This is a genomic window from Protofrankia sp. Cas3 (assembly GCF_963555955.1).
GTDB lineage: Bacteria > Actinomycetota > Actinomycetes > Frankiales > Frankiaceae > Protofrankia.
Genome location: NZ_CAUVXP010000030.1, coordinates 20,660 through 39,644 on the forward strand (window position 1 = coordinate 20,660; position 18,985 = coordinate 39,644).

The 18,985-nt window shown below is 67.9% G+C and carries 13 protein-coding genes, 3 pseudogenes and 2 riboswitches; of the genes and pseudogenes, 6 read left to right on the forward strand and 10 right to left on the reverse strand.

Features of this window, described 5'->3' with window-relative positions; genetic code table 11:
* Positions 1 to 16 precede the first annotated feature (16 nt).
* From U9983_RS08415 to U9983_RS08425, 3 genes are all read right to left on the reverse strand, one after another.
* Positions 17 to 811: a hypothetical protein gene (locus tag U9983_RS08415; protein WP_322753474.1), complete on the reverse strand. Its 795-nt coding sequence runs from the start codon at positions 809 to 811 to the stop codon at positions 17 to 19.
* Complete coding sequence (locus tag U9983_RS08420) at positions 789 to 1,820, reverse strand: DUF692 family multinuclear iron-containing protein (protein ID WP_322753475.1); 1,032 nt, start codon at positions 1,818 to 1,820, stop codon at positions 789 to 791. The genes U9983_RS08415 and U9983_RS08420 overlap by 23 nt, the downstream gene beginning before the upstream one ends.
* Before the next feature lie 347 nt (positions 1,821 to 2,167).
* The gene (locus U9983_RS08425) at positions 2,168 to 4,399 is read right to left on the reverse strand and encodes an MMPL family transporter (protein WP_322753476.1); all 2,232 of its coding nucleotides are present in this window, start codon (positions 4,397 to 4,399) and stop codon (positions 2,168 to 2,170) included.
* 328 nt (positions 4,400 to 4,727) lie between these two features.
* On the opposite strand from U9983_RS08425, the gene U9983_RS08430 reads away from it, so the two are divergent.
* Positions 4,728 to 5,414, forward strand: a complete 687-nt coding sequence (locus U9983_RS08430; RefSeq protein ID WP_416211319.1) for a TetR/AcrR family transcriptional regulator — start codon at positions 4,728 to 4,730, stop codon at positions 5,412 to 5,414.
* 40 nt (positions 5,415 to 5,454) lie between these two features.
* Here U9983_RS08430 and U9983_RS08435 read toward each other — a convergent pair whose 3' ends face one another.
* On the reverse strand, positions 5,455 to 6,525 hold the full coding sequence (locus U9983_RS08435) for a hypothetical protein (protein ID WP_322753477.1): 1,071 nt from the start codon (positions 6,523 to 6,525) through the stop codon (positions 5,455 to 5,457).
* 515 nt (positions 6,526 to 7,040) lie between these two features.
* Between U9983_RS08435 and U9983_RS08440 the strand changes: the two genes are divergently transcribed.
* The 3 genes and pseudogenes from U9983_RS08440 to U9983_RS08450 form a co-directional block, all read left to right on the forward strand.
* The gene (locus U9983_RS08440; RefSeq protein WP_322753478.1) at positions 7,041 to 7,739 is read left to right on the forward strand and encodes a hypothetical protein; all 699 of its coding nucleotides are present in this window, start codon (positions 7,041 to 7,043) and stop codon (positions 7,737 to 7,739) included.
* A gap of 108 nt (positions 7,740 to 7,847) precedes the next feature.
* Entirely contained in the window at positions 7,848 to 9,038 is a 1,191-nt protein-coding gene (locus tag U9983_RS08445) for a cysteine--tRNA ligase (protein ID WP_322753479.1), read from the forward strand.
* 21 nt (positions 9,039 to 9,059) lie between these two features.
* A pseudogene (locus U9983_RS08450) lies at positions 9,060 to 9,521 on the forward strand (serine/threonine-protein kinase); the annotation flags it as partial.
* A gap of 190 nt (positions 9,522 to 9,711) precedes the next feature.
* On the opposite strand, the gene gcvPB reads toward U9983_RS08450, so the two are convergent.
* Positions 9,712 to 12,729, reverse strand: coding sequence for an aminomethyl-transferring glycine dehydrogenase subunit GcvPB (gcvPB, locus tag U9983_RS08455; RefSeq protein WP_322753480.1), 3,018 nt, complete (start codon positions 12,727 to 12,729; stop codon positions 9,712 to 9,714).
* Here gcvPB and U9983_RS08460 point away from each other — a divergent pair.
* Positions 12,722 to 13,021: a hypothetical protein gene (locus U9983_RS08460; protein WP_322753481.1), complete on the forward strand. Its 300-nt coding sequence runs from the start codon at positions 12,722 to 12,724 to the stop codon at positions 13,019 to 13,021. The two genes, gcvPB and U9983_RS08460, sit on opposite strands and share 8 nt — an antisense overlap.
* A gap of 7 nt (positions 13,022 to 13,028) precedes the next feature.
* A riboswitch (glycine riboswitch) is annotated at positions 13,029 to 13,132 on the reverse strand.
* A gap of 3 nt (positions 13,133 to 13,135) precedes the next feature.
* A riboswitch (glycine riboswitch) is annotated at positions 13,136 to 13,233 on the reverse strand.
* Positions 13,234 to 13,425: 192 nt separating this feature from the next.
* Here U9983_RS08460 and U9983_RS08465 read toward each other — a convergent pair.
* The gene (locus tag U9983_RS08465) at positions 13,426 to 13,827 is read right to left on the reverse strand and encodes a type II toxin-antitoxin system VapC family toxin (RefSeq protein WP_322753482.1); all 402 of its coding nucleotides are present in this window, start codon (positions 13,825 to 13,827) and stop codon (positions 13,426 to 13,428) included.
* 379 nt (positions 13,828 to 14,206) lie between these two features.
* Here U9983_RS08465 and U9983_RS27800 point away from each other — a divergent pair.
* Positions 14,207 to 15,415 (forward strand): annotated as a pseudogene (locus U9983_RS27800) (phage holin family protein); the annotation flags it as partial.
* A gap of 842 nt (positions 15,416 to 16,257) precedes the next feature.
* On the opposite strand, the gene U9983_RS08475 reads toward U9983_RS27800, so the two are convergent.
* The 4 genes and pseudogenes from U9983_RS08475 to U9983_RS27805 all read right to left on the reverse strand — a co-directional run.
* Positions 16,258 to 17,139, reverse strand: a complete 882-nt coding sequence (locus U9983_RS08475) for an MBL fold metallo-hydrolase (RefSeq protein WP_416211317.1) — start codon at positions 17,137 to 17,139, stop codon at positions 16,258 to 16,260.
* Positions 17,103 to 17,342 carry a hypothetical protein gene (locus U9983_RS08480; protein ID WP_322753484.1) on the reverse strand — a complete coding sequence of 80 codons (240 nt, stop codon included), beginning with the start codon at positions 17,340 to 17,342 and terminating at the stop codon, positions 17,103 to 17,105. Before U9983_RS08480 ends, U9983_RS08475 begins: the two co-directional genes overlap by 37 nt.
* A 260-nt stretch (positions 17,343 to 17,602) precedes the next feature.
* Positions 17,603 to 18,397, reverse strand: a complete 795-nt coding sequence (locus U9983_RS08485) for a transposase (protein WP_322753485.1) — start codon at positions 18,395 to 18,397, stop codon at positions 17,603 to 17,605.
* A gap of 52 nt (positions 18,398 to 18,449) precedes the next feature.
* Positions 18,450 to 18,701 (reverse strand): annotated as a pseudogene (locus U9983_RS27805) (IS110 family transposase); the annotation flags it as partial.
* Positions 18,702 to 18,985 lie beyond the last annotated feature (284 nt).

An 18,985-nucleotide genomic window follows, 5' to 3' on the forward strand; every position in this document is an offset into this window, starting at 1 on the left:
TGGGCACCGGCCCTCCCTACCGCAGAACCCCGGCCCTGGCCGCGTGGATGACCACCCGCAGCTGGTCGGCGTCCGCGGGGACCTCGGCGGTGGCGTCCCACGACCAGCGCAGTGCCGCGACGTCCTCGCCGCGGACGTAGATCCGCCGCCCCTCGTCCCCGACGTACCAGGTGATGGCGGCGGCCCGGGTCGGGTGCGGGGTGAGCAGCGTGACCGCTTCGTTCCAGGGCACCTCGGCACAGCGCCGCCGCAGCTGGTCGACGGCGTTGTCATGGTCGAACATGCATTCGCCGACCCAGGCTCCGGGGGCCAGCCGCATGGTGCCGGGGCCGCGGTCGACCCCTACCCGCTCGGTACCGAGACGGTGCAGGGCCAGCTCGAAACGGAATGCTTCGCGCACCCATTCCTCCCGGTCGCCACGCATCCAGGTGTCGCGCAGGTAGGCGGCGAAGGCGAGCACGGACAGCTCCGGCGCGGGGAAGAAGCTTCCCGGCAGCGACCCACGGCGGCGCCACTGCTCGCTGGCCAGGAAAGCCGCCATCCCGGGCGTGCCCTCGGTCGCGTAGAAGGCGACGAAGGTCACCGGGAAGGCGTCAAGCAGGTCGGGGGCGATCCGTCCGCGCCGGCGGCACGCGTCCCGGTGGAACCCGCCGGCGCGCACACACTCGCCGAGCAGTTCCGATTCGTCCGGGGGTAGCGCCGCAAGGATTGCCCAGTGTCGTTGCGCCGGAGCGTACAGCGCATCCCAGGTGGCCTCCATCAGCCTCGGGTAGTCGACCGGCATCACGTCAGCCGGCTCCGCAGGTGGCATCGTCGGAACACCGCTCCTGCGAAGGATCATCCCCGGGCAGCCACCGGGGCAACGCCCACGCCAACCGGCAGATCGTGTGGACGAGGTCTGCCCGGGGCATCAACTCGCACTCGGCCATGAGCGCGCGCAGATTCCTCGCCCGTGGCACCAGCCGTGCGGCCAGCTCCCACACCCCCGGCGAGACCGTGACGGTGTGGAAGTCCTCAAAGACCCGCTCCCCGCCGGGCAGTACCCGTTCGACCAGGCCGGCAAGGTGGACCTCCACCACGTGATCCCAGCAGAAACTGTCATCCCCCGGTTGTTCGAGCGGCCGGCCCTGCTGGCGGCGCAGCCCATAGAGGTGGCCGATGTCGATCATGGCCAGGCAGTCGGTCCGCTCGACGATCTCTGCCATCAGCGGCAGGACGTCGGTGTTGCCCACGATGAACGGGTAGGGAGCGTTCCCGATCACGATCGGCCGGTCGATCACATCCTGGGCCCGGCAGATCCGCGGCACACACCAGTCGACAGCCTCGGGTACCAGCGGCATCGGCACCAGGTTGTTGATCAGCGCTTCGCCGCCGCGCACCCACATCGCCAGGTCCGTGGTCACCCACGCAGCGTCCAGTTCCCGGGCGCGGTCGCGCAGAGCCCGCAGGACGGAGATGTCCAGCGGGTCCGTGCCGGCGAGATCGAGGTCCATCGGATGGAGGGTCAGCGCCAGCCCCCGGCCGCCGAGCACCTCCTGCGCGTGCTGGGCGAGGTCGGCCTGGTCGGAGAGGATTCCCAGGCTGTAGTAGCGAACCGGGGCAGCCGACCCGTCGGCGACCGAGGCCGCGAGCCGCGCCGCCGCGTCATCGGCCGCCGCCGCGGCAAGATCTAATTCGGCGCTCGCCTCGCAGCTGAATTCCACGCCCCGCAGCGGAGCCACGCCCCGCAGCGCCCGTGCCACCACGTCGGTGGCGGCGTTACCGGCGGCTGCGTTACCGGCGGCGGCATTATCGGCGGAGGTACTGCGCACGATCGCCATCAAGACCTCCAGCCGGGAACGCCATCATCCGCATGGTTTCCACCCGCCCACAGTTACAGTCCAGACGAACTCGGATGGATCGAGATTAGAGCCCCATACGTGGTCGTGACAAGACCCACAGTGGTGTCTCGATGGAATTCTCCCAGCATCGTGGACGTGCAACGCAAGCGCCGAGGAAGAGCGCGACAAAAGGTCTTCCTAGTACGTCCAGGATGTTCATCTCACTATTCTTCCTACTATTCGTTCCACTGATGGTCCGCCCTTCACCCGTTCACCCGTTCCACCGGGAGCACACCGGGCTGCCACAGCCATGTTCTTCCGGTACCGCTATTCCCGGCAGGCGGTTTCTACGATGCCGCGGTCGGTGTCGGCCGCGTCGGTGTCGGCCGCGAGGCCGCAGCCTCGGCCAGGCCGATCCGGGAGTGCAGTGCCCGCAGCGGCCGGGGCGCCCACCAGTTGGCCCTGCCGGCCAACCGCATGAACGCCGGGACCAGCACGCCCCGGATCAGGGTGGCGTCCAGGACGATCGCCAGCGCGGTGCCGAGGCCCAACATCTGCAGGAAGGTGACCGACGACGTCACAAACGCCACAAAAGTCACCGCAAGCAAAGCCGCGGCAGTGGTCACAATGCGTCCGGTGCGGGCAAGGCCGGCCGCGACGGCCTCGGCGTTGTCGACGCCCCGGTCGTGCTCCTCCTTGATCCGTGAAAGCAGGAACACCTCGTAGTCCATGGACAGACCGAAGGCGACGCAGAACAGCAGCACCGGCATGGACGTGTCCAGCGGCCCCGGAAGAAAGCCGAGCACGCCGGAAAGATGCCCGTCCTGGAAAATCCAGACGGCGGCTCCGAGCACGGCGGTCAGCGACAGCGCACTGAGCACCAACGCCTTGATCGGCATTACGACACTACCGGTGAACAGGAAGAGGAGCACGAACGTGGCAAGCGAGATCAACCCGATGGCCAGCGGCAACCGGGCGGCGATGGTGTGCTTTCCATCGACCAGGGCGGCCGACGGCCCGCCGACGAGTACCGATGTTCCCGCCGGCGCGGGCCGTGCACGCACCGCCTTGACAAGATCCTGGCCCGCGCCGGATGCGGGCTCGACCGAGGGAACCACCTCAAGGTAGGTGACGGTACCGGCGGTGAACCGGGCGTCAGCCGGGCCGGCGGGCGCGCTCTGGCGGCCGGCGGCAAAGGTGCCTGCGGCGCTGTTCACGCCGGCCACGTTCGCCACGGTCGAAAGCTCACCCGCGTACCTGGCCAGCCCGGACGCGAGCGCCGGGCCGTCCACGAACGCCGTGCCCTGCACGACGACGGTCGTGGCCGCGGGGACGTTCGAGGAGAAGTCGGCCCGGATGATGTCGCCGACCTGGCGGCTGGCGGCGGTGTTCCGCAGCACGCGGTCATCCGGGGCGCTGAAGGAGACGTGCAGGAAGGGGATCCCGAGCGCCAGCAGCAGGGCGATGGCGGGCACGCCGGCGAGTACCGGCCGACGCATGACCGCGGATCCGATAGTGCGCCAGGCACCCGATTCGGCCGCCGGCCCTGAGCGCGACCGCGCCCGGCCGACCGTGAGCGCGTTGACCCGCGGGCCGAGCAGCATCAGCACCGCGGGTACGACCAGAAGCGCGCTGAGAACCGAGAAAACCGTGACCGCGACGCCGGCGTAGGCCATCGACTTCAGGAAGAAGGGCGGGAACACCAGCATCACCGCGAGCACCACCGCAACGGTGGCGCCGCTGAACAGGATGGTGCGGCCGGCCGTGCGCATGGTGGTCGCGACCGCGTCGGCGCGATCCGACCCCGCCGCGAGCTCCTCACGGAACCTGCTCACCATCAGCAGGGTGTAGTCGATACCCAGACCCAGCCCGAGCGCGGTGGTGAGGTTGACCGCAAAGATCGAGACGTCGGTGAGGCTGGCGAGAACGGAAAGGATGGCGAGCCCCCCGAAGATGCCGGCCACGCCGACGACCAGCGGCAGCAGGGCGGCGACGGCGCTGCCGAAGGCGAGGACCAGTAGCACCATTGTGATCGGAATGGCTATCGACTCGGCCACGGCGAGGTCCTTGGTGACCTGACTGTTGACGTCCTTGTTAATGGTCGCCCCGCCGCCTGGCGTCACCGTGACGGGAGCAGCGCCGTCCACGGCCTTCTCGTAGCCGGTCACCAGTTCCTTGGCTCGGTCCTTATCGGGTACCCGGGCCACGACAAGGGCGCGGCGGCCGTCGGTGGAACGCAGCCGAGCACCGCCTCCGTCCCAGTACGAAATCACCCGGTTCACCCCCGGTTCGGCGGCGAGCCGACGGACGACGTCCCTGCCACCGGCCACGACATCGGGATCGTCGACCGTCCCCGACCGGGCCGTGACGAGGAGGACCAGATTGGGTTGACCGCCGAAATGTGCGTCAACTGCATGCTCCGCCCGGATGGACTCCGACTGCGGATCGGCGAAGCCCCCGGTCAACAACTTCCCGAACGCTCCCACACCGAGCACGGCCGTAGCGGCCACGACCAGCAGGGCCACCAGCAAAAGCTGCTTGGGACGGCGCGTGACCACGTGCGCGAGTCTTGCGAACACCAGGACCCCCAGAGAGTTGTCATCGCTCCAGAGAACAGTGTTCGCACACACCGGTCATAGTCAAGACATATCGCCCAGAAAGTTGACAGTGTTCACTCGACGGCACAGCATGGCCCGCGTGACCAGGAGGCCGCTGAATAACGGCGTTCGCTCAGCGAGCGGGCCGTCCGCGCCCGACTGGCAAGGCGCAGGAGGCCCGGATAGCGGTGTTCTATCCGGGCCGACGACAACACAGCCAGGCGGGACGCGGGGGGACGCGAGCCGGACAGACGTTGTTCAGCGGCCTCCTAAGCCGGCCTCGAGACGCGAACGCCTCCGACTCGCGACCATTGACGAGATCAAGCAGACCGCTCGCGACCAGCTCAATGCCCATGGCGCGGCTGGCGTGTCACTGCGGGCGGTAGCCCGGACGATGGGCCTGACCCCGTCCGCGCTCTATCGGTACTTCGACAGTCGCGATGAGCTCATCGCCGCACTGATAGCCGACGGGTTCCGCTCGCTGGCGGACACGCTCGAGGATGCCTTCGCCCTCGCGCCATCCGATGACCACGCCAAGCGATGGCTCAACGTGACACGTTCCTACCGTCAGTGGTCACACGAACACGTCACCGAGTACATGCTGATTTTCGGGACGCTCGTGCCCGACTACACACCACCCGACACCAAGCTCTGCTCGGATATGGACCGGGCGGTGCAGGTGCTGTTCCGCTGTATGGCCGAGTCGATCGGGGCCGGGCTGCTCGACCCGTCCCACTTCGCCGCCGAGCTCACCCCGACGCTGCATGCCAAGGTCGGAGCCTGGCGCGAGGAAATGGGCAACCCGATTCCACCGGAAGGGCTGGCAGGGTGTCTGATCGTTTGGACACAGTTGCACGGCTTCCTGTCCCTGGAACTACTGGGCCATCTCCCGCCGGTGATGGGGGACGCGAGCGCACTGTTCGACCAGCAGATGCTCGACGTCCTGCTCCGCTGCGGCTACCGGGGCCCCGTGGACTTCATGACCGACCACGACTGACGTACTGCCGCTGGCTGCGCCGTCGACTGTACCGTCGACGTCACACCGGTCTTCGTGCTCGACGTTCAAGCGCAGCCAACGCCTCGTGCCGTGCAACGGAGATCTCAGGAATGCGCGCCTGGTAAGCAGGCGACATCGTCAGCGGACGATAGAAGCCAAGACGGGGAACAAACACCGCGTCGTCGTAGCCGGCCGGCCGGCGCAGCGCATAGGTGCGCCCGGGGTAGAGCAGGTCATAGTTGTCTGCGATCTCCCAGATCGCTACGCCGGGGTTGAGTCGACGCCGAACAAAATACGCCTCAAGCACGTCGACAGTGAAGCCTATCTCATGAAACTGCTTGACCAGGTCATGGTAATGCTGGCCGATCTGGTACTTGGCCGGTATCGGGACCTGAGCACAGTCGGTCGTGCCGAGCAGGTCGAGCGCGAGCACCTTCAGGGAGGTCTCAACGCCATATCCGCGAGAGAAAGCCAGTGACGCGAAGACATCCGCATCGATCACGAACTCGCCGATCAGAGGCTGTTGTATGTCGGTGACCGCGGGAACGTAACGGGAAAGTTGCTTGGAGAGCAGGGAACGCAGCATCTCGGTGGTCCGACCCCCGGCCTGGCCGTCACCGGTAACCCGTTCGGCGCTGCCGTTCACGAAAAGAGGCGCCCGTCTGGCGGTCGCGGCGGCCGCAAGCACCCCAATCGTATGTGGATCGTAACATTCCAGATCGGCGTCATGGAAGATCAACCGATTACCAAACGCCAGAAAGGCAAGGCTGCGCATCGCGCCGGCCTTACCGCCGCGTTCAGAAGATTCGCACGCCGCATGACGTTCGATGACTGAACTTCCCCGTACAACCCAACTCGCCCCTGCTTCCTTCGCAATTCGTATCAATTCGTGATCGTCACCATTGGATGAAGGATCGACAACAACGCCGATTTCGTCCAGGATCTTGCTTTCCAACATCCAGCGCCGGCGGTTTAAGGCGATTATTCCTCCCAACGTCCGGGCCGCTTCCGGGCCACGGGCAGGAATAAGGAGACTCAAGGTTATTCCGTTGGCAAGCTTGTCCACCTCGATGGCGCCGAGGTCGAGGGTTTCGGGTTCGAGCGTACGCACGGACGCCCCTCTCTCGTGACCATTTTTTCGAGAACTCCCCCTTGCGACCACCGCACCGCGGCGGTAGGGCTCGTTCCCCCTTACGACACAGTCGATTCACCCGGTGCGCATAAATGATCGTCACAAACGACGATGTAACATTCACCCTCGCGGCCGCGGTCGGACCCTTACCCCCCGACTGTTGATTCCGACACCGCGGAACATCCCGAGGCGCGCATTCCATCAGCAGATCTTGTGCAGGCTTCGACTGCCGACCGTGATAATAAGGCAGATTAGTATCCGGGCAGGTGACCACCAAGGCTCACTGTGAAAAATTATTATTAACACGATCAATAGTAACAATATGTTATTTTATAGATACATACCGTAAAACTCCAACCGATGAACGAGCCAATGGCTACTTTCCGTTATCGGCCAGAAGTGCATCTTGCTGGCGGCGGTATCCGCCAGCGGGTTCACCCGCACGAAAAACCGTTTTCCGGACACAAACCCCCACGAGGAGTCATCCTGATGATGTGTCGATACATCGGTGGTGGTCGCGTGGAGGATCGCAGTCGCGGGCGCCGGCCTGGTACCCCGGCCGGTCCGCGGTCGCCCTCCTCGCGGTCGTCGCACTCCCAGCGGCGGCGGCGCTCGCCCTGACCGGCTGCGGTCCGAGCGGCGGCGTCAGCTCAGGACACGCCGGCGGCAGCACACCGAAGCCGGGTTCCCTCACGAGCGCGGACGCAACGGGCACCCTGCCGAATCTGGTCGGCAAGGGTCTCCAGTTCGCCCAGGACACCGCGCAGGCAGCCGGCTTCACAACGTTGACATCTCATGACGCACTCGGCCGGGGCCGGCACCAGATTCTCGACCGCGACTGGCAGGTCTGCGACCAGTCCCCCGCCGCCGGGACGCATCCGGTCAGCACCAAGGTGGACTTCGGCGTGGTCAAACTCGAGGAGTCCTGCCCAGCGCCGGGAGCCGTGGACACCGCTGTCCCGAGTATCGGCACGACCATGCCGAACCTCGCCGGCCGGTCGCTGAACGCCGTCCGGCCGGCGTTCGGAACCAACGCAAGTGTCACGGTGCATGACGCCACCGGCGCGAACCGGGTGGTGGTGGTCGCAAGCAACTGGAAGATCTGCTCGACGTCCCCGGCCGCCGGTAAGCCCTACTCCCTCGGGACCCCGGTCACCTTCAATGTCGTCAAGTTCGAGGAAAGCTGCCCGTGACATGTCCCTGCGGCCGCAGGCGACGCACCCGGGTCCAATAAGATCAAATATGCCCGCCGGCACCGGTCATCAGATGAGACGGCAGGTGAAAGGTGGCATCCTGGCCGTATGGATGCCGTCGCAGAGCCTTTCCGGGATCCCCTGCGGCTCAACGGCGCCGCGCTGCCGATCGTCGGTCGGGCGCGGGTGTACGTCTGCGGGATCACTCCCTACGACGTCACGCACCTCGGTCACGCGTCCACCTACCTGTGGACGGATCTCGCCGTCCGGGTCTGGCGGAGTGTGGGCGTCCGAGTGGAAGTCGCACGCAACATCACCGATGTGGATGACGCGATGTTCGCCGAGGCCCGCCGGGTCGGCATGCCCTACGATCAGGTCGCCGCGATCGGGCGCTTTGCCTTCGACCGGAGCATGGCCGCGCTCGGCGTCCGCCCGCCCGACCACGAGCCGACCGCCCGCGCGTCCGTCATCCATGTGATCGAACTTGGGCAGGCCCTGCTTGCCGCCGGGCACGCCTATCTGCGTAACGGCACCGTCTACGCGCGCACCAGGGATGCGGCGGCCCGGGTGGGTCTCGGCCTGGACGAGGCGGTCACGCTCGCCGCCGAGTTCAACGATGACCCGAAGGACCCGCACCGCGATGATCCTCTCGACGTGGCGGTCTGGCGTGCCGGCGGCAGCGACAGCAGCATCAGGGACGCCGGCGTGAGGGAAGCCGGTGTCGATGGCTCGCGAGACATCGGCCAGAGCGGGGTGAGCTGGCCGAGCCCGTGGGGGCCGGGGCGGCCCGGCTGGCACGCGGAGTGCGCGGCGATGGTGCTCAACACCTTCGGCTCCGGCATCGACCTGCACGCCGGCGGTGAGGACCTGCGCTTCCCCCACCACGCGGTGGAGAGTCTGCTCGCCGAGCGCGCGACCGGGGTGGCACCGTTCGCCCGCGCCTGGTTACAGGTCGGCTCCGTCCGAGTCGACGGCATCAGGATGTCGAAGTCCCTGGGCAACCTGACGCTCGTCGACGATCTGCTCGACCGGCACACGCCGGCGGCCGTCCGCCTGCTGTGCCTCGCCCGACGCTGGCAGGACGCCTGGGACTATCACGAGTCAGCCCTGACGGGAGTCGAGGACACCCTCGACCAGCTGTATGTCGCGGCCGGGCGCGCCCGCTCCGCGCCGGACCCGGCGGCTCCGGTCGACGCGGCGCTGCGCGACGATCTGGACGTGCCTCGGGCACTGGCGATCGCGCTCGACTCCGGTGGCGCGGGCGCCCGCCGCCTCATCGACGTCCTCGGCCTCGCCTGACCATCGGCTGCCGGCGCCACGGAAGTCGCGATCGCCCAGCGGGTCCAGGGCCTGTACACCGCGCCGGTCATCGACTGCGACCCCCACGCCCCGCGCCCCTGGCTGGCCACCGCCTACGTCGCCGCCCCCTCGCTCGCCGCGACCGTCGCCCGCCAGGGCGCCCTGCCGCCGGAGACCGTCCTGGTCCTGCTCGCCGGGGTCGCGGAGGCGTTGCAGTCCATCCACGCCGCCGGGGTGATCCACCGCGACCTCAAGCCGGGGAACGTCATCCTCGCCGCCGACGGCCCCCGGGTGATCGACTTCGGCATCTCCCGAGCGGTCGAGGCATCCTCGGCTGCGATCACCCAGACCGGTGTGCGGATCGGCACGCCCGCGTTCATGGCCCCCGAACAGGTTCGGGGCCGGTCCCTCGACGCGGCCGGGGACGTCTTCTCCCTCGGCTCCACCGCCTACTACGCGGTCACCGGCGAGTATCCCTTCGGCGACGCCCGCATCACCGGTGTTCAGGGCGAGGTTCCGACCGCCGTCGCATCCTCGCGGTCGTAACGTCATCCACGACTGAATCCGCGATCTTTCGAGGTTTGTACGGCAAAAACGGCCTTGTTGATGTTACAAACCTCGAAAGATCGCTAGTGGCTGGCCGACGGGGGTCGAATCCGGGCCGGCGGGGAGGTCAGCCGGCGTTGGAATCCGGGTCGGCGTTGGAATCCGGGTCGGCGTCGGCCTGCACGGGCGGGCAGGTGCAGAACAGGTGGCGGTCACCATAGGCACCGTCGATGCGGCGGACCGGCGGCCAGTACTTCGACGTGCGTAGCGACACGACCGGATAGGCCGCGACGGTGCGCGGGTACGGATGCGCCCACTCGTCGGCGACCAGCATCGACGCCGTGTGCGGGGCATTGCGCAGGGGGTTGTCATAGACGGGCCAGATGCCCTTGCCGACCTCGTCGGCCTCCCGCCTGATCGAGATCATCGCATCGCAGAACCGGTCGATCTCGGCCAGGTCCTCGCTCTCGGTCGGCTCGACCATCAGCGTCCCGGGAACCGGGAACGACATCGTCGGCGCGTGGAAACCGTAGTCGACGAGTCGCTTGGCCACGTCTTCCACGGTCACCCCGGTCCGCTTCGTCAACGGGCGCAGGTCCAGGATGCACTCGTGCGCCACCAGACCATCACGCCCAGTGTAGAGGATGGGGAAGTAGGACACCAGCCGGTGGGCGATGTGGTTGGCGTTGAGAACCGCCACCGACGTGGCCTGGCGCAGGCCGTCCGCGCCCATCAGGCGGATGTACGCCCAGGGAATCATCAGGATGCCCGCCGACCCCCACGGCGCCCCGCTGATCGCTCCGATGCCCGTGCGCGGCCCCGCCTCCGACAGCAGCGGATGATTGGGCAGGTAGGGCGCGAGCCGCTCGACCACCGCGACCGGACCGACCCCCGGGCCACCACCGCCGTGCGGGATGCAGAACGTCTTGTGCAGGTTCAGGTGGCTCACGTCCGCACCGAACATCCCAGGCTTGGCCAGCCCCACCAGGGCGTTCAGGTTCGCGCCGTCGACATAGACCAGGCCACCGCAGGAGTGCACCAGATCGCACGCCCGCGCGATGCCCTCCTCGTAGACACCGTGCGTGGACGGGTAGGTCACCATGAGCGCGGCGAGCCGGTCGGAGTGTGCAGCGGCCTTGGCGGCCAGATCGGCCAGATCGACGTTGCCATCGGTGTCGCAGGCAACCACGACGACCCGCATCCCAGCCATGGCTGCGCTGGCCGCGTTCGTCCCGTGCGCCGACGACGGGATCAGGCAGACGTCACGGGCGAGCGCATCCGGCGGATTGTGGTCACGATGGTAGGCGCGGATCGCCAGCAGTCCGGCGAGCTCGCCCTGGCTGCCAGCGTTCGGCTGGAGCGACACGGCCGCGTACCCGGTGATGGCGGTGAGCCACTCGGTGAGATCACCAATCAGCTCCAGATAGCCGGCGGCCTGGTCCAGTGGGGCGAACGGGTGGATGTCGGCGAAGTCCGGCCAGGTCACCGCCGCCATCTCGGTCGTCGCGTTGAGCTTCATCGTGCAGGATCCAAGCGGGATCATGCCACGGTCGAGCGCCAGGTCCTTGTCCGCGAGACGGCGTAGATAGCGCAGCATGGCCGTCTCGGACCGGTGCTGATGGAACACCGGGTGACTGAGATAGCCGGTGGTACGCGACAGCTCCGCCGGAATCGCCATGTCGACATCGGTGCCGCCATCCGGGCCGGCGCCGCCGCCGGGCTCCAGTGCGGCTGCCAGTCCAGCTGGCAGCCCAGCTGGCAGCCCGGATACCAGCGCTGGGCCCGCTGCGGCGCTGACATCCGGACCGGGCATCGTGGGATGCGCGGGCAGCGGCAACGCCGGGACGCCGAACGCCGCCCACACGGCGTGCAGGTCCGCATCCAGCGTCGTCTCGTTGCAGGAGACACCGACGTGGTCGGCATCGACCAACCGCAGGTTCAGCCCACCGGCGAGCGCCGCGGCGAGGACCTGCGCCGCCCGGGACGGCACGAACGCGAGCACGGTGTCGAAGAAGTAGTCGTGGACGACCTGGACGCCACCGGCACGAAGTCCGGTGGCAAGGCGGACCGCGTGGTCGTGCACCCGCTCGGCGATCGCGGTCAGGCCGTCGGGACCGTGATAGACGGCGTACATCGACGCCAGTACCGCCGGCAGCACCTGTGCCGTACAGATGTTGCTGGTCGCCTTCTCCCGGCGGATGTGCTGCTCACGGGTCTGGATGGCGAGCCGATAGGCACGATGGCCGTCGGCGTCCACTGACACACCGACAAGCCGGCCCGGAAGCGACCGCTCCAGACCGTCACGGACAGCGATGAAACCGGCATGCGGGCCGCCGAAGCTCAGGCCCAGGCCGAACCGCTGCGTGCTGCCGACCGCGATGTCCGCACCGAGCTCGCCCGGTGGGGTGAGCAGGGTCAGCGCCAGCGGATCGACCGCGACCGCGACGACGATCCCGCGGTCCCGCGCCTGCTCGACCACGGTGCGCGGATCGCGCAGGGCACCCTCGGCGCCCGGGTAGGCGAGCAGGACCCCGAACGCCGACTCGGCGAGGTGCTCGGGAAGGACGGTTGACAGATCCGCGACCACCACGTCGATGCCGAGCGCCTCGGCGCGGGTGCGGACCACCGCGATCGTCTGCGGCAACGTGTCCTCATCCACGATGAACCTCGGACCCAACCCCTTGGTTGCCCGGCGGGCGAGCTGCATGGCCTCGGCCGCCGCGGTCGACTCGTCCAGCAGCGAAGCCCCCGCCACATCCAGGCCCGTCAGATCTGTGATCATCGTCTGGAAGTTCAGCAGCGCCTCCAGCCGTCCCTGGGAGATCTCCGGCTGGTACGGCGTGTATGCGGTGTACCAGGCCGGGTTCTCCAGAACGTTGCGCTGGATCACCCCGGGCATGACCGACGGGTGGTATCCGAGACCGATCATCGACGGCACCCGGCGGTTGCGGCTGCCGAGGCGACGCAGCTCCGCGAGTACCTCCGGCTCGCTCACCGCGGGAGGCAGGTCAAGCCCGCTGTCGCGGATCACCGCCGGCACAGTGGCCGCGGTAAGGGCCTCCAGGCTGGCGTAGCCGAGCTCTGCCAGCATCGTCTGACGCTGATCGACGTCCGGACCGATATGGCGGTCCACGAAGGTGACCATCTCACCGGTCACCGACCCGGCCGGGTACGCGGCGGGTTGCGCCGCCCGTGCCGGGCCCGGCCCGGATGCTGGCGTCCCGGATGCGGCCGGCCCGAACGGTGCTGACCCGGATACTGCCGACTCGGATACTGCCGACTCGGATACTGCCGGCCCCGACGCCGGTGGGACGGGCGACAGCGAGACGGTTGATCGTGATGTCGAGGAACCGCCTGCGGATGAGGGAGGGTTCGTAGGCACGGTCGAAGCGCTCCAGAGGTCGGGCAACTCGGCGGACCTCGCCGGTCGCGGCTGACCTCCCCCTCTGTACATATGCCTGAGAGTTTCACCCGCCGCAGCCGGCCGATGGACCGGTGCGCCTGGCTTTCACCGTCGGCGGGACGCCTGCGGCGTCCGCTTTCCAGAGCTGCCTGACCCGGCGGTTGCTTCGGCCTGAGAGTTTATGGGGAGATCTTGCTCCTTCGGCGCCACGGGCTGGTATGCCGTGGACTCTCCCGCACAGGTGTGAGCGGCATCAATGTGCAGTTGTGTAACTACGCGGTAGTCGTTCAGGAGTCATGTGGTTGGGCAGCCAAGCCGATCCTAGGGTTTCCCGTGACCCGTCGCCACAGGCAGTCGGAACAATTCATACAAAATAGCGTGAATGTGCTACATCGGAATAAACCGTGATACTCGCCACATGCTCACCTGATTGCCTGTTCAGAGGACGGCACGGATGTCGGTCTTCGCGAAGTCGTCGCCGATGTAGAGCAGCGGCTCATCGACAACACGGGCAATCGCATAGGTCAAACAATCGCCGAAGTTCAACCCGGCGGGATGACGCCGGTGGCCATAGCGGGTGAACGCTTCGACCGCGACCTTCCAGTGTTCCGCGTCGAACGAGACTTCTGTCATGCCCGCCTCGTCAACCAGTCGCGCGAGCAGCGTCCGACCGAGCACCCCGAGACGAGACGTCAGGACCAGACCGGTCTCGGCGAGAGTCGGAGTGCCGACGCCGATGAAGTCACCCCTGCCGAACGCCCCGGCCAGGGCATCCAGCAGGACCTCATAGTCAGGCTCTCGCAGCAGGACAGCTACCAGAGCCGAACTGTCGACGATCACAGGCCATCCGGTCCGTAGCCGAGGATCTCCTCGCGTTCATCCCGGGTGAGCGGCACCCCACGTTGATCTGTCGGTATCTGCGGCCACACCTCCTCCAGCAAAAAGTGACGTAGGTGCCGCTCGCGGCGGCTCTCCGCTCGCAGCAGCGGCTTGCCCGCACCCGCGTGGCCGCGTGGCCGCGTGCACCACGGTGGACGCCGGCGCGGCGCCTTGGAGTCCAAGTCGCAACAAACCGGCGGACATCCGGTTGACGGTTTCTTAATGATCATGAAAACGCGTGGATGCCGGTTAGTCTGCGCTGGAGATGGTTGCGGATCGGTCCGGCGTCGGCCGGCTCCTGCGCGGGCGGCTGCGCCTCGGGGTCGTTGTGCTGCGCGGAATGACGCCGACGCCACGGCGGCTACTGCGGGCCATCCGGTCGGCCGTGGCGAGCGGGCTCGCGCTCGGCCTGGCGTTCGCGTTCCTGCCCGGCATCGAGGTGGACAGCCTCGCCGGGCTGATGCGGCTGGTCGTCATCCTCGCGGTGGTCGGCGCGGTACTGCGGCCCATCCTCGTGGCGCTGGCGGTCGCCCTGGGTGGGGTCGCGGTGCTGTTGATCGGCCTGTTCGCACAGACCTTCGTGATCTACGTGGCACAGCGTATCGAACCGGATGTCAGCTTCCGCGGCTTCGGCGCGGCCATCGGCGTCGCCTGGACCACCGCGGTGATCGCAGCGATGGTCGGCTGGCTGGCCGATGCGGGCAGCGACGAGACGTTCATCGGTGAGGTCATGCGCCAGGTTGCCCGGTACGGCACCGGCGACGGCACCTCCTTCGACGGCCCCGGGGTCGTCATCGTGCAGATCGACGGGCTGTCCGCGCCGCTGCTGCGGTGGGCGGTGACCGCCGGAAACCTACCGACGCTGAGCCGATGGGTCCGCTCGGGCTCGCACCGGTTCATCGAATGGCACACGGGGATGCCCTCGACGACCCCTACCAGCCAGGCCGGCATCCTGCACGGCGCGTCAGCGCACGTCCCCGCCTTCCGCTGGTACGAAAAAGACGCCGGGCGGCTGATTGTGACCAACCGGCCACGGGACGCAGCCGAAATCGAACGAAGGTTCAGCAACGGACGCGGCCTGCTCGCCGACGGCGGAGTCAGTATCAGCAACGCGTTCTCCGGGGACGCCCCCCACAGCCTGCTCACCGTCAGTCAGGCTGGACTGCCGGGGCGGCGGGCCCGGGGGTACGCGTCGTTCGCGGCCAGCCCGCAGGGTCTGGCTCGGTCGCTGGTCCTCACCATCGGCGAGATGATCAAAGAAGTGCACCAGGCCCGCAAGCAGCGCCGGGACAACATCTTCCCCCGGGTCCGGCGCGGCGGTTCGTACATCGCGCTGCGCGGGCTGACCAACGTCCTGTTGCGTGACCTCAACGTCACCTTCATCGCCGAGCAGATGGCCCGTGGAGTGCCCGTGGTGTTCTGCGACTTCGTCGACTACGACGAGGTGGCCCACCATGCCGGGCCGAACCGGCGGGAGTCCCTGCAGACCCTGGAGGGCATCGACCGGGTGCTGGCGATGCTGGAGCGGGTTGCGGCGAACGTCCAGCGCCCGTACACGTTCGTCGTCCTTTCCGATCATGGGCAGAGTCAGGGCGCGACGTTCCGCCAACGCTACGGACGCTCCTTCGCCGACACCGTCCGCGGCCTGCTGACCCCCGGTGCCGCCGCGACCGCCGCGACCGGCACGGCCGAGGGCTGGGGACCGGTCAACACACTGCTCACCGAGGTCACCGGCGGTGACACCGGCGACGGACCAGGCCGACGTATGCTGCGCCGCCGCACCGACGACGGCCAGGTCACGTTGGGCCCGTCCAGACTTGAGGTCACACTCGACCCACAGCGACCGGATCTCGTCGTTGTCGCGTCCGGGAACCTGGCCATGGTCTACCTGCCGCAGGTAGCCGGACGTGCCGATCTCGAACACCTGGAGTTCCTGCATCCGGCGCTGGTCCGGGGCCTGATCAACCATCCCGGCGTCGGGTTCGTCGTCGTGCGCTGCCATGGGCACGGCCCGGTCGCCTTCGGTGCCCGAGGTCGGATGTTTCTGGACACCGGCGTGGTCGAGGGCGAGAACCCGCTGCTCGGGTACGGCTCGCGAGCGGCTACGGACCTGCTTCGCCACCAGCGGATGGACCATGTCGGCGACATCGTCGTGGTGAGTCGGGTGGACCCGGGAACCCGCGAGGTCGCCGCCTTCGAGGAGCTCGTCGGCTGCCACGGTGGGCTCGGTGGGGACCAGACCCGCGCGGTGCTCGTCTACCCGGCGGGCTGGCCCGCCCCGGCCGGTCCACTCGAGGGACCGGACGCGATCCACCACCAGCTCGTCGGCTGGCTCGAACATCTCGGGCTGCGCCGGGACCCGCTACCGGCGGCCCGCGCCGCCGAGAACAATCAGCCGTTGCCGGCGGAAGCGGTCGGGATGGCGTTGCCCGGCGCGGTCGCCGACTCTCCGTGCGCGAGCACCCGGACCTCGGCGGGCAGGCGGGCGGCATCGGCCAGGCGGGCGAACTCGCGTCCGGGTTCGTGAAAGCGATCGGGCCGCACCCGGTCGAGGCCCATCGGCCAGAGCGTCCCGTAGTGGATGGGCACGGCGATCGCCGGCGCCGACGGGCCCGGTGCCGTCCGGGGTGATCCTGTCCCGGCGGCGGGCATCGTCATCCCGGCAGATATCGTCCGCCGCACCGCCTCCACCGCGCCGGCCGGGTCGATGTGCCCGGGGCCGAGGTTAGGGCCCCAGCCGCCGACCGGGACAAGGGCGATATCGATCCCGAGCGGGGCGAGATCGGCCATGGCGTCGTGTAGCGCGGTGTCCCCGGCGAACCAGGCCGTGGCTGTCCCGGTGATCACAAAACCGAGCGCCGGGCCACGGTGACGTGACCACGGGCCACGGGAGCCGTCGTGACGCGCGGGCACGGCCAGCACGTCCAGGCCGCCACCGCCGTCTGACGCCGGTACCCGTGTGCGGTCCCCCGGCACCATCTCCACACAGCGCTGCGCGAGCGTCGGATACCGGCGGCGCAGCAGGGCCGCCGCGCCGCGCGGAGCCAGGATCGGCACAGTGGGCGGCAGCAGCCGAAGCGACGGGATGTCGAGATGATCGGCGTGCAGGTGGGAGACGAGCGCCGCGTCCACCTGTACGGCCGCCGCCGCTGGGCGTGCGCCGGCACGCCGGCGCAGGTGCGCGACCCGCATCCCGAGGACGGGATCGGTGAGCAGCCGGGTGCCGGCGTCGGCGATCAGGACTGTGCTGTGCCCCCACCACGTGACGTCCACCCCGCCAGTGTGCCCGCCGCCGGGAACTGTGGGCCGGCGATGTAGAAGACTCCCTGGCCGACCGCCTTCGCCGAACCGATGGCGAGCGCCCCTTCGTCCCGCAGCTCACTGAGTACCCGAGACGCCTGCATCGATCGCAGACCGAAGTAGTCGATGAGATCACCGGCTCGCACCGACCCCTGTTCGGTGACCAGCTCCACCACGAAGGGCTTTGCCTCCTTCGGCGGGACGCGGAAGGAGGTTCGTCGGCCGTGACGTCGTGGTCAGGACATTCGATATGTTCACACCGGACGGAAAACGCCCGGGTGAGGTGACGGCAAGCTGATCGCCGAGATGTTCGATGGTGATCGCTTCCGGCCGGGTCCAGTCCCAATGCCACTGACGCTAGTTAGATCTTGGTCGTGCCCGGTGTGTCGTTTGCGGTAGTTCTGAGACGAAACTAGAGGTGACATGGCATGCGGAATCAGCCCGTGTGCCATGTAGTGGGCTCGGGTCCGTGGCAGGTCAGGGTCAGGCTGCGGGCTGCGGGCTGGAGAGCGACGTCGTAGCCGAGGGATTGCAGGTCGCGGACCAGACGCCGTTTACGCGCTTCGGAGTTGTCGTAGCGGGTGAAATAGTCCGAGCCCAGGTCGCGGTACTCGGCGCCGTCGTGCAGAACGTGCCAGATGATCACGAGAAGGGTGTGGGCGATCGCGATGGCGGCCTTCCCGCCACCGGTCTGGCCGAATCGACGATGCAGGCGGTGGAACCGGGCGCCCACATAGGTGCCGGTGCGGCCGGCGGCCCAGGCGCACTCGGTGAGGATGGCGCGGATCTCGGCGTTGCCTTTGCGGGTCCGGCCGGACTTGTGTATGCCTGCGGACTCGTTGTTGCCCGGGCACAGTCCGGCCCAGGAGGCCAGTTGCCCGGCGGTGGGGAAACGCGACATGTCCACACCGATCTCGGCGATGACCACCTGCGCGGCCCGGTCACCGATGCCTGGAATGGTCTTGAGGAGCCTCACCTGCTCGGCGAAAGGGTCGATCATCTCCTCGATCCGACGATCGAGATTTTCGATCATGGTGCCCAGGTGATCGATGTGTTCGGTGTGCAGCCGGGCCAACAGAGCATGGTGGTCACCGAAACGCCCCGCACAGGCCATGGTCAGATCCGGGATCTTGTTCCGCATCACCCCTCGGGCCAGGCCTGCCAGGACTTTCGGATCGCGCTCTCCGGCGATGAGCGCCTCGATCATGTCGCGGGCCGACAGGCTTGACATCGGTCTTGCGGCCCGGGACGTTCGTGACATGTCGAGCGTTGACCAGCAACACCTCGATCTGCTCGGTCTCGCACAGGGCGTGGAAGACTGGCTTCCAGTACACCCCAGTCGACTCCATCGCCACGTACGTAACGCCTTCCTCGACCAGCCACGCCACCATCTCCAGCAGCACCTGGTAGAAGGTCTTGTACATGCGGATCTGCTGACAACGCTCCCCAGGGGTATCCCCGGGCGTACGGACGGCGACGGCGATCTTCCTCTTGCCCACATCGATCCCCGCACACCGCGGATAGATGATCTCCATGGCAACTCCTGTTCCACGAATCCCCCCGACCAGGCAGGACACGCCATCCGCGGAACCCGTAAAAAGATCAAGATTCTGAGACTCGCGCTCTACGGCAGCAACCCGGGGTACCCAACCGGGACGGGTTCCAGCGTCAATCTGAGGGCCGGACTCGCCGGTACCAAGAACTGGCGACGTCAGCGGATGACATGCCCAGTTTCATCTACCCGTGGGCGCTCCACCAGGCCCATGAACATCTGAGGGGGCCCCGGCGCAGCAATGCGTCCCCGCTACCCGACCTACAC

What these genes read in the sequence shown, in the direction of transcription:
- U9983_RS08415 (WP_322753474.1), bottom strand. Translation starts at nt 811, where the DNA reads ATGCCACCTGCGGAGCCGGCTGACGTGATGCCGGTCGACTACCCGAGG.
- U9983_RS08420 (WP_322753475.1), bottom strand. Translation starts at nt 1,820, where the DNA reads ATGGCGATCGTGCGCAGTACCTCCGCCGATAATGCCGCCGCCGGTAAC.
- U9983_RS08445 (WP_322753479.1), top strand. Translation starts at nt 7,848, where the DNA reads ATGGATGCCGTCGCAGAGCCTTTCCGGGATCCCCTGCGGCTCAACGGC.
- gcvPB (WP_322753480.1), bottom strand. Translation starts at nt 12,729, where the DNA reads ATGGTCACCTTCGTGGACCGCCATATCGGTCCGGACGTCGATCAGCGT.
- U9983_RS08485 (WP_322753485.1), bottom strand. Translation starts at nt 18,397, where the DNA reads ATGTCAAGCCTGTCGGCCCGCGACATGATCGAGGCGCTCATCGCCGGA.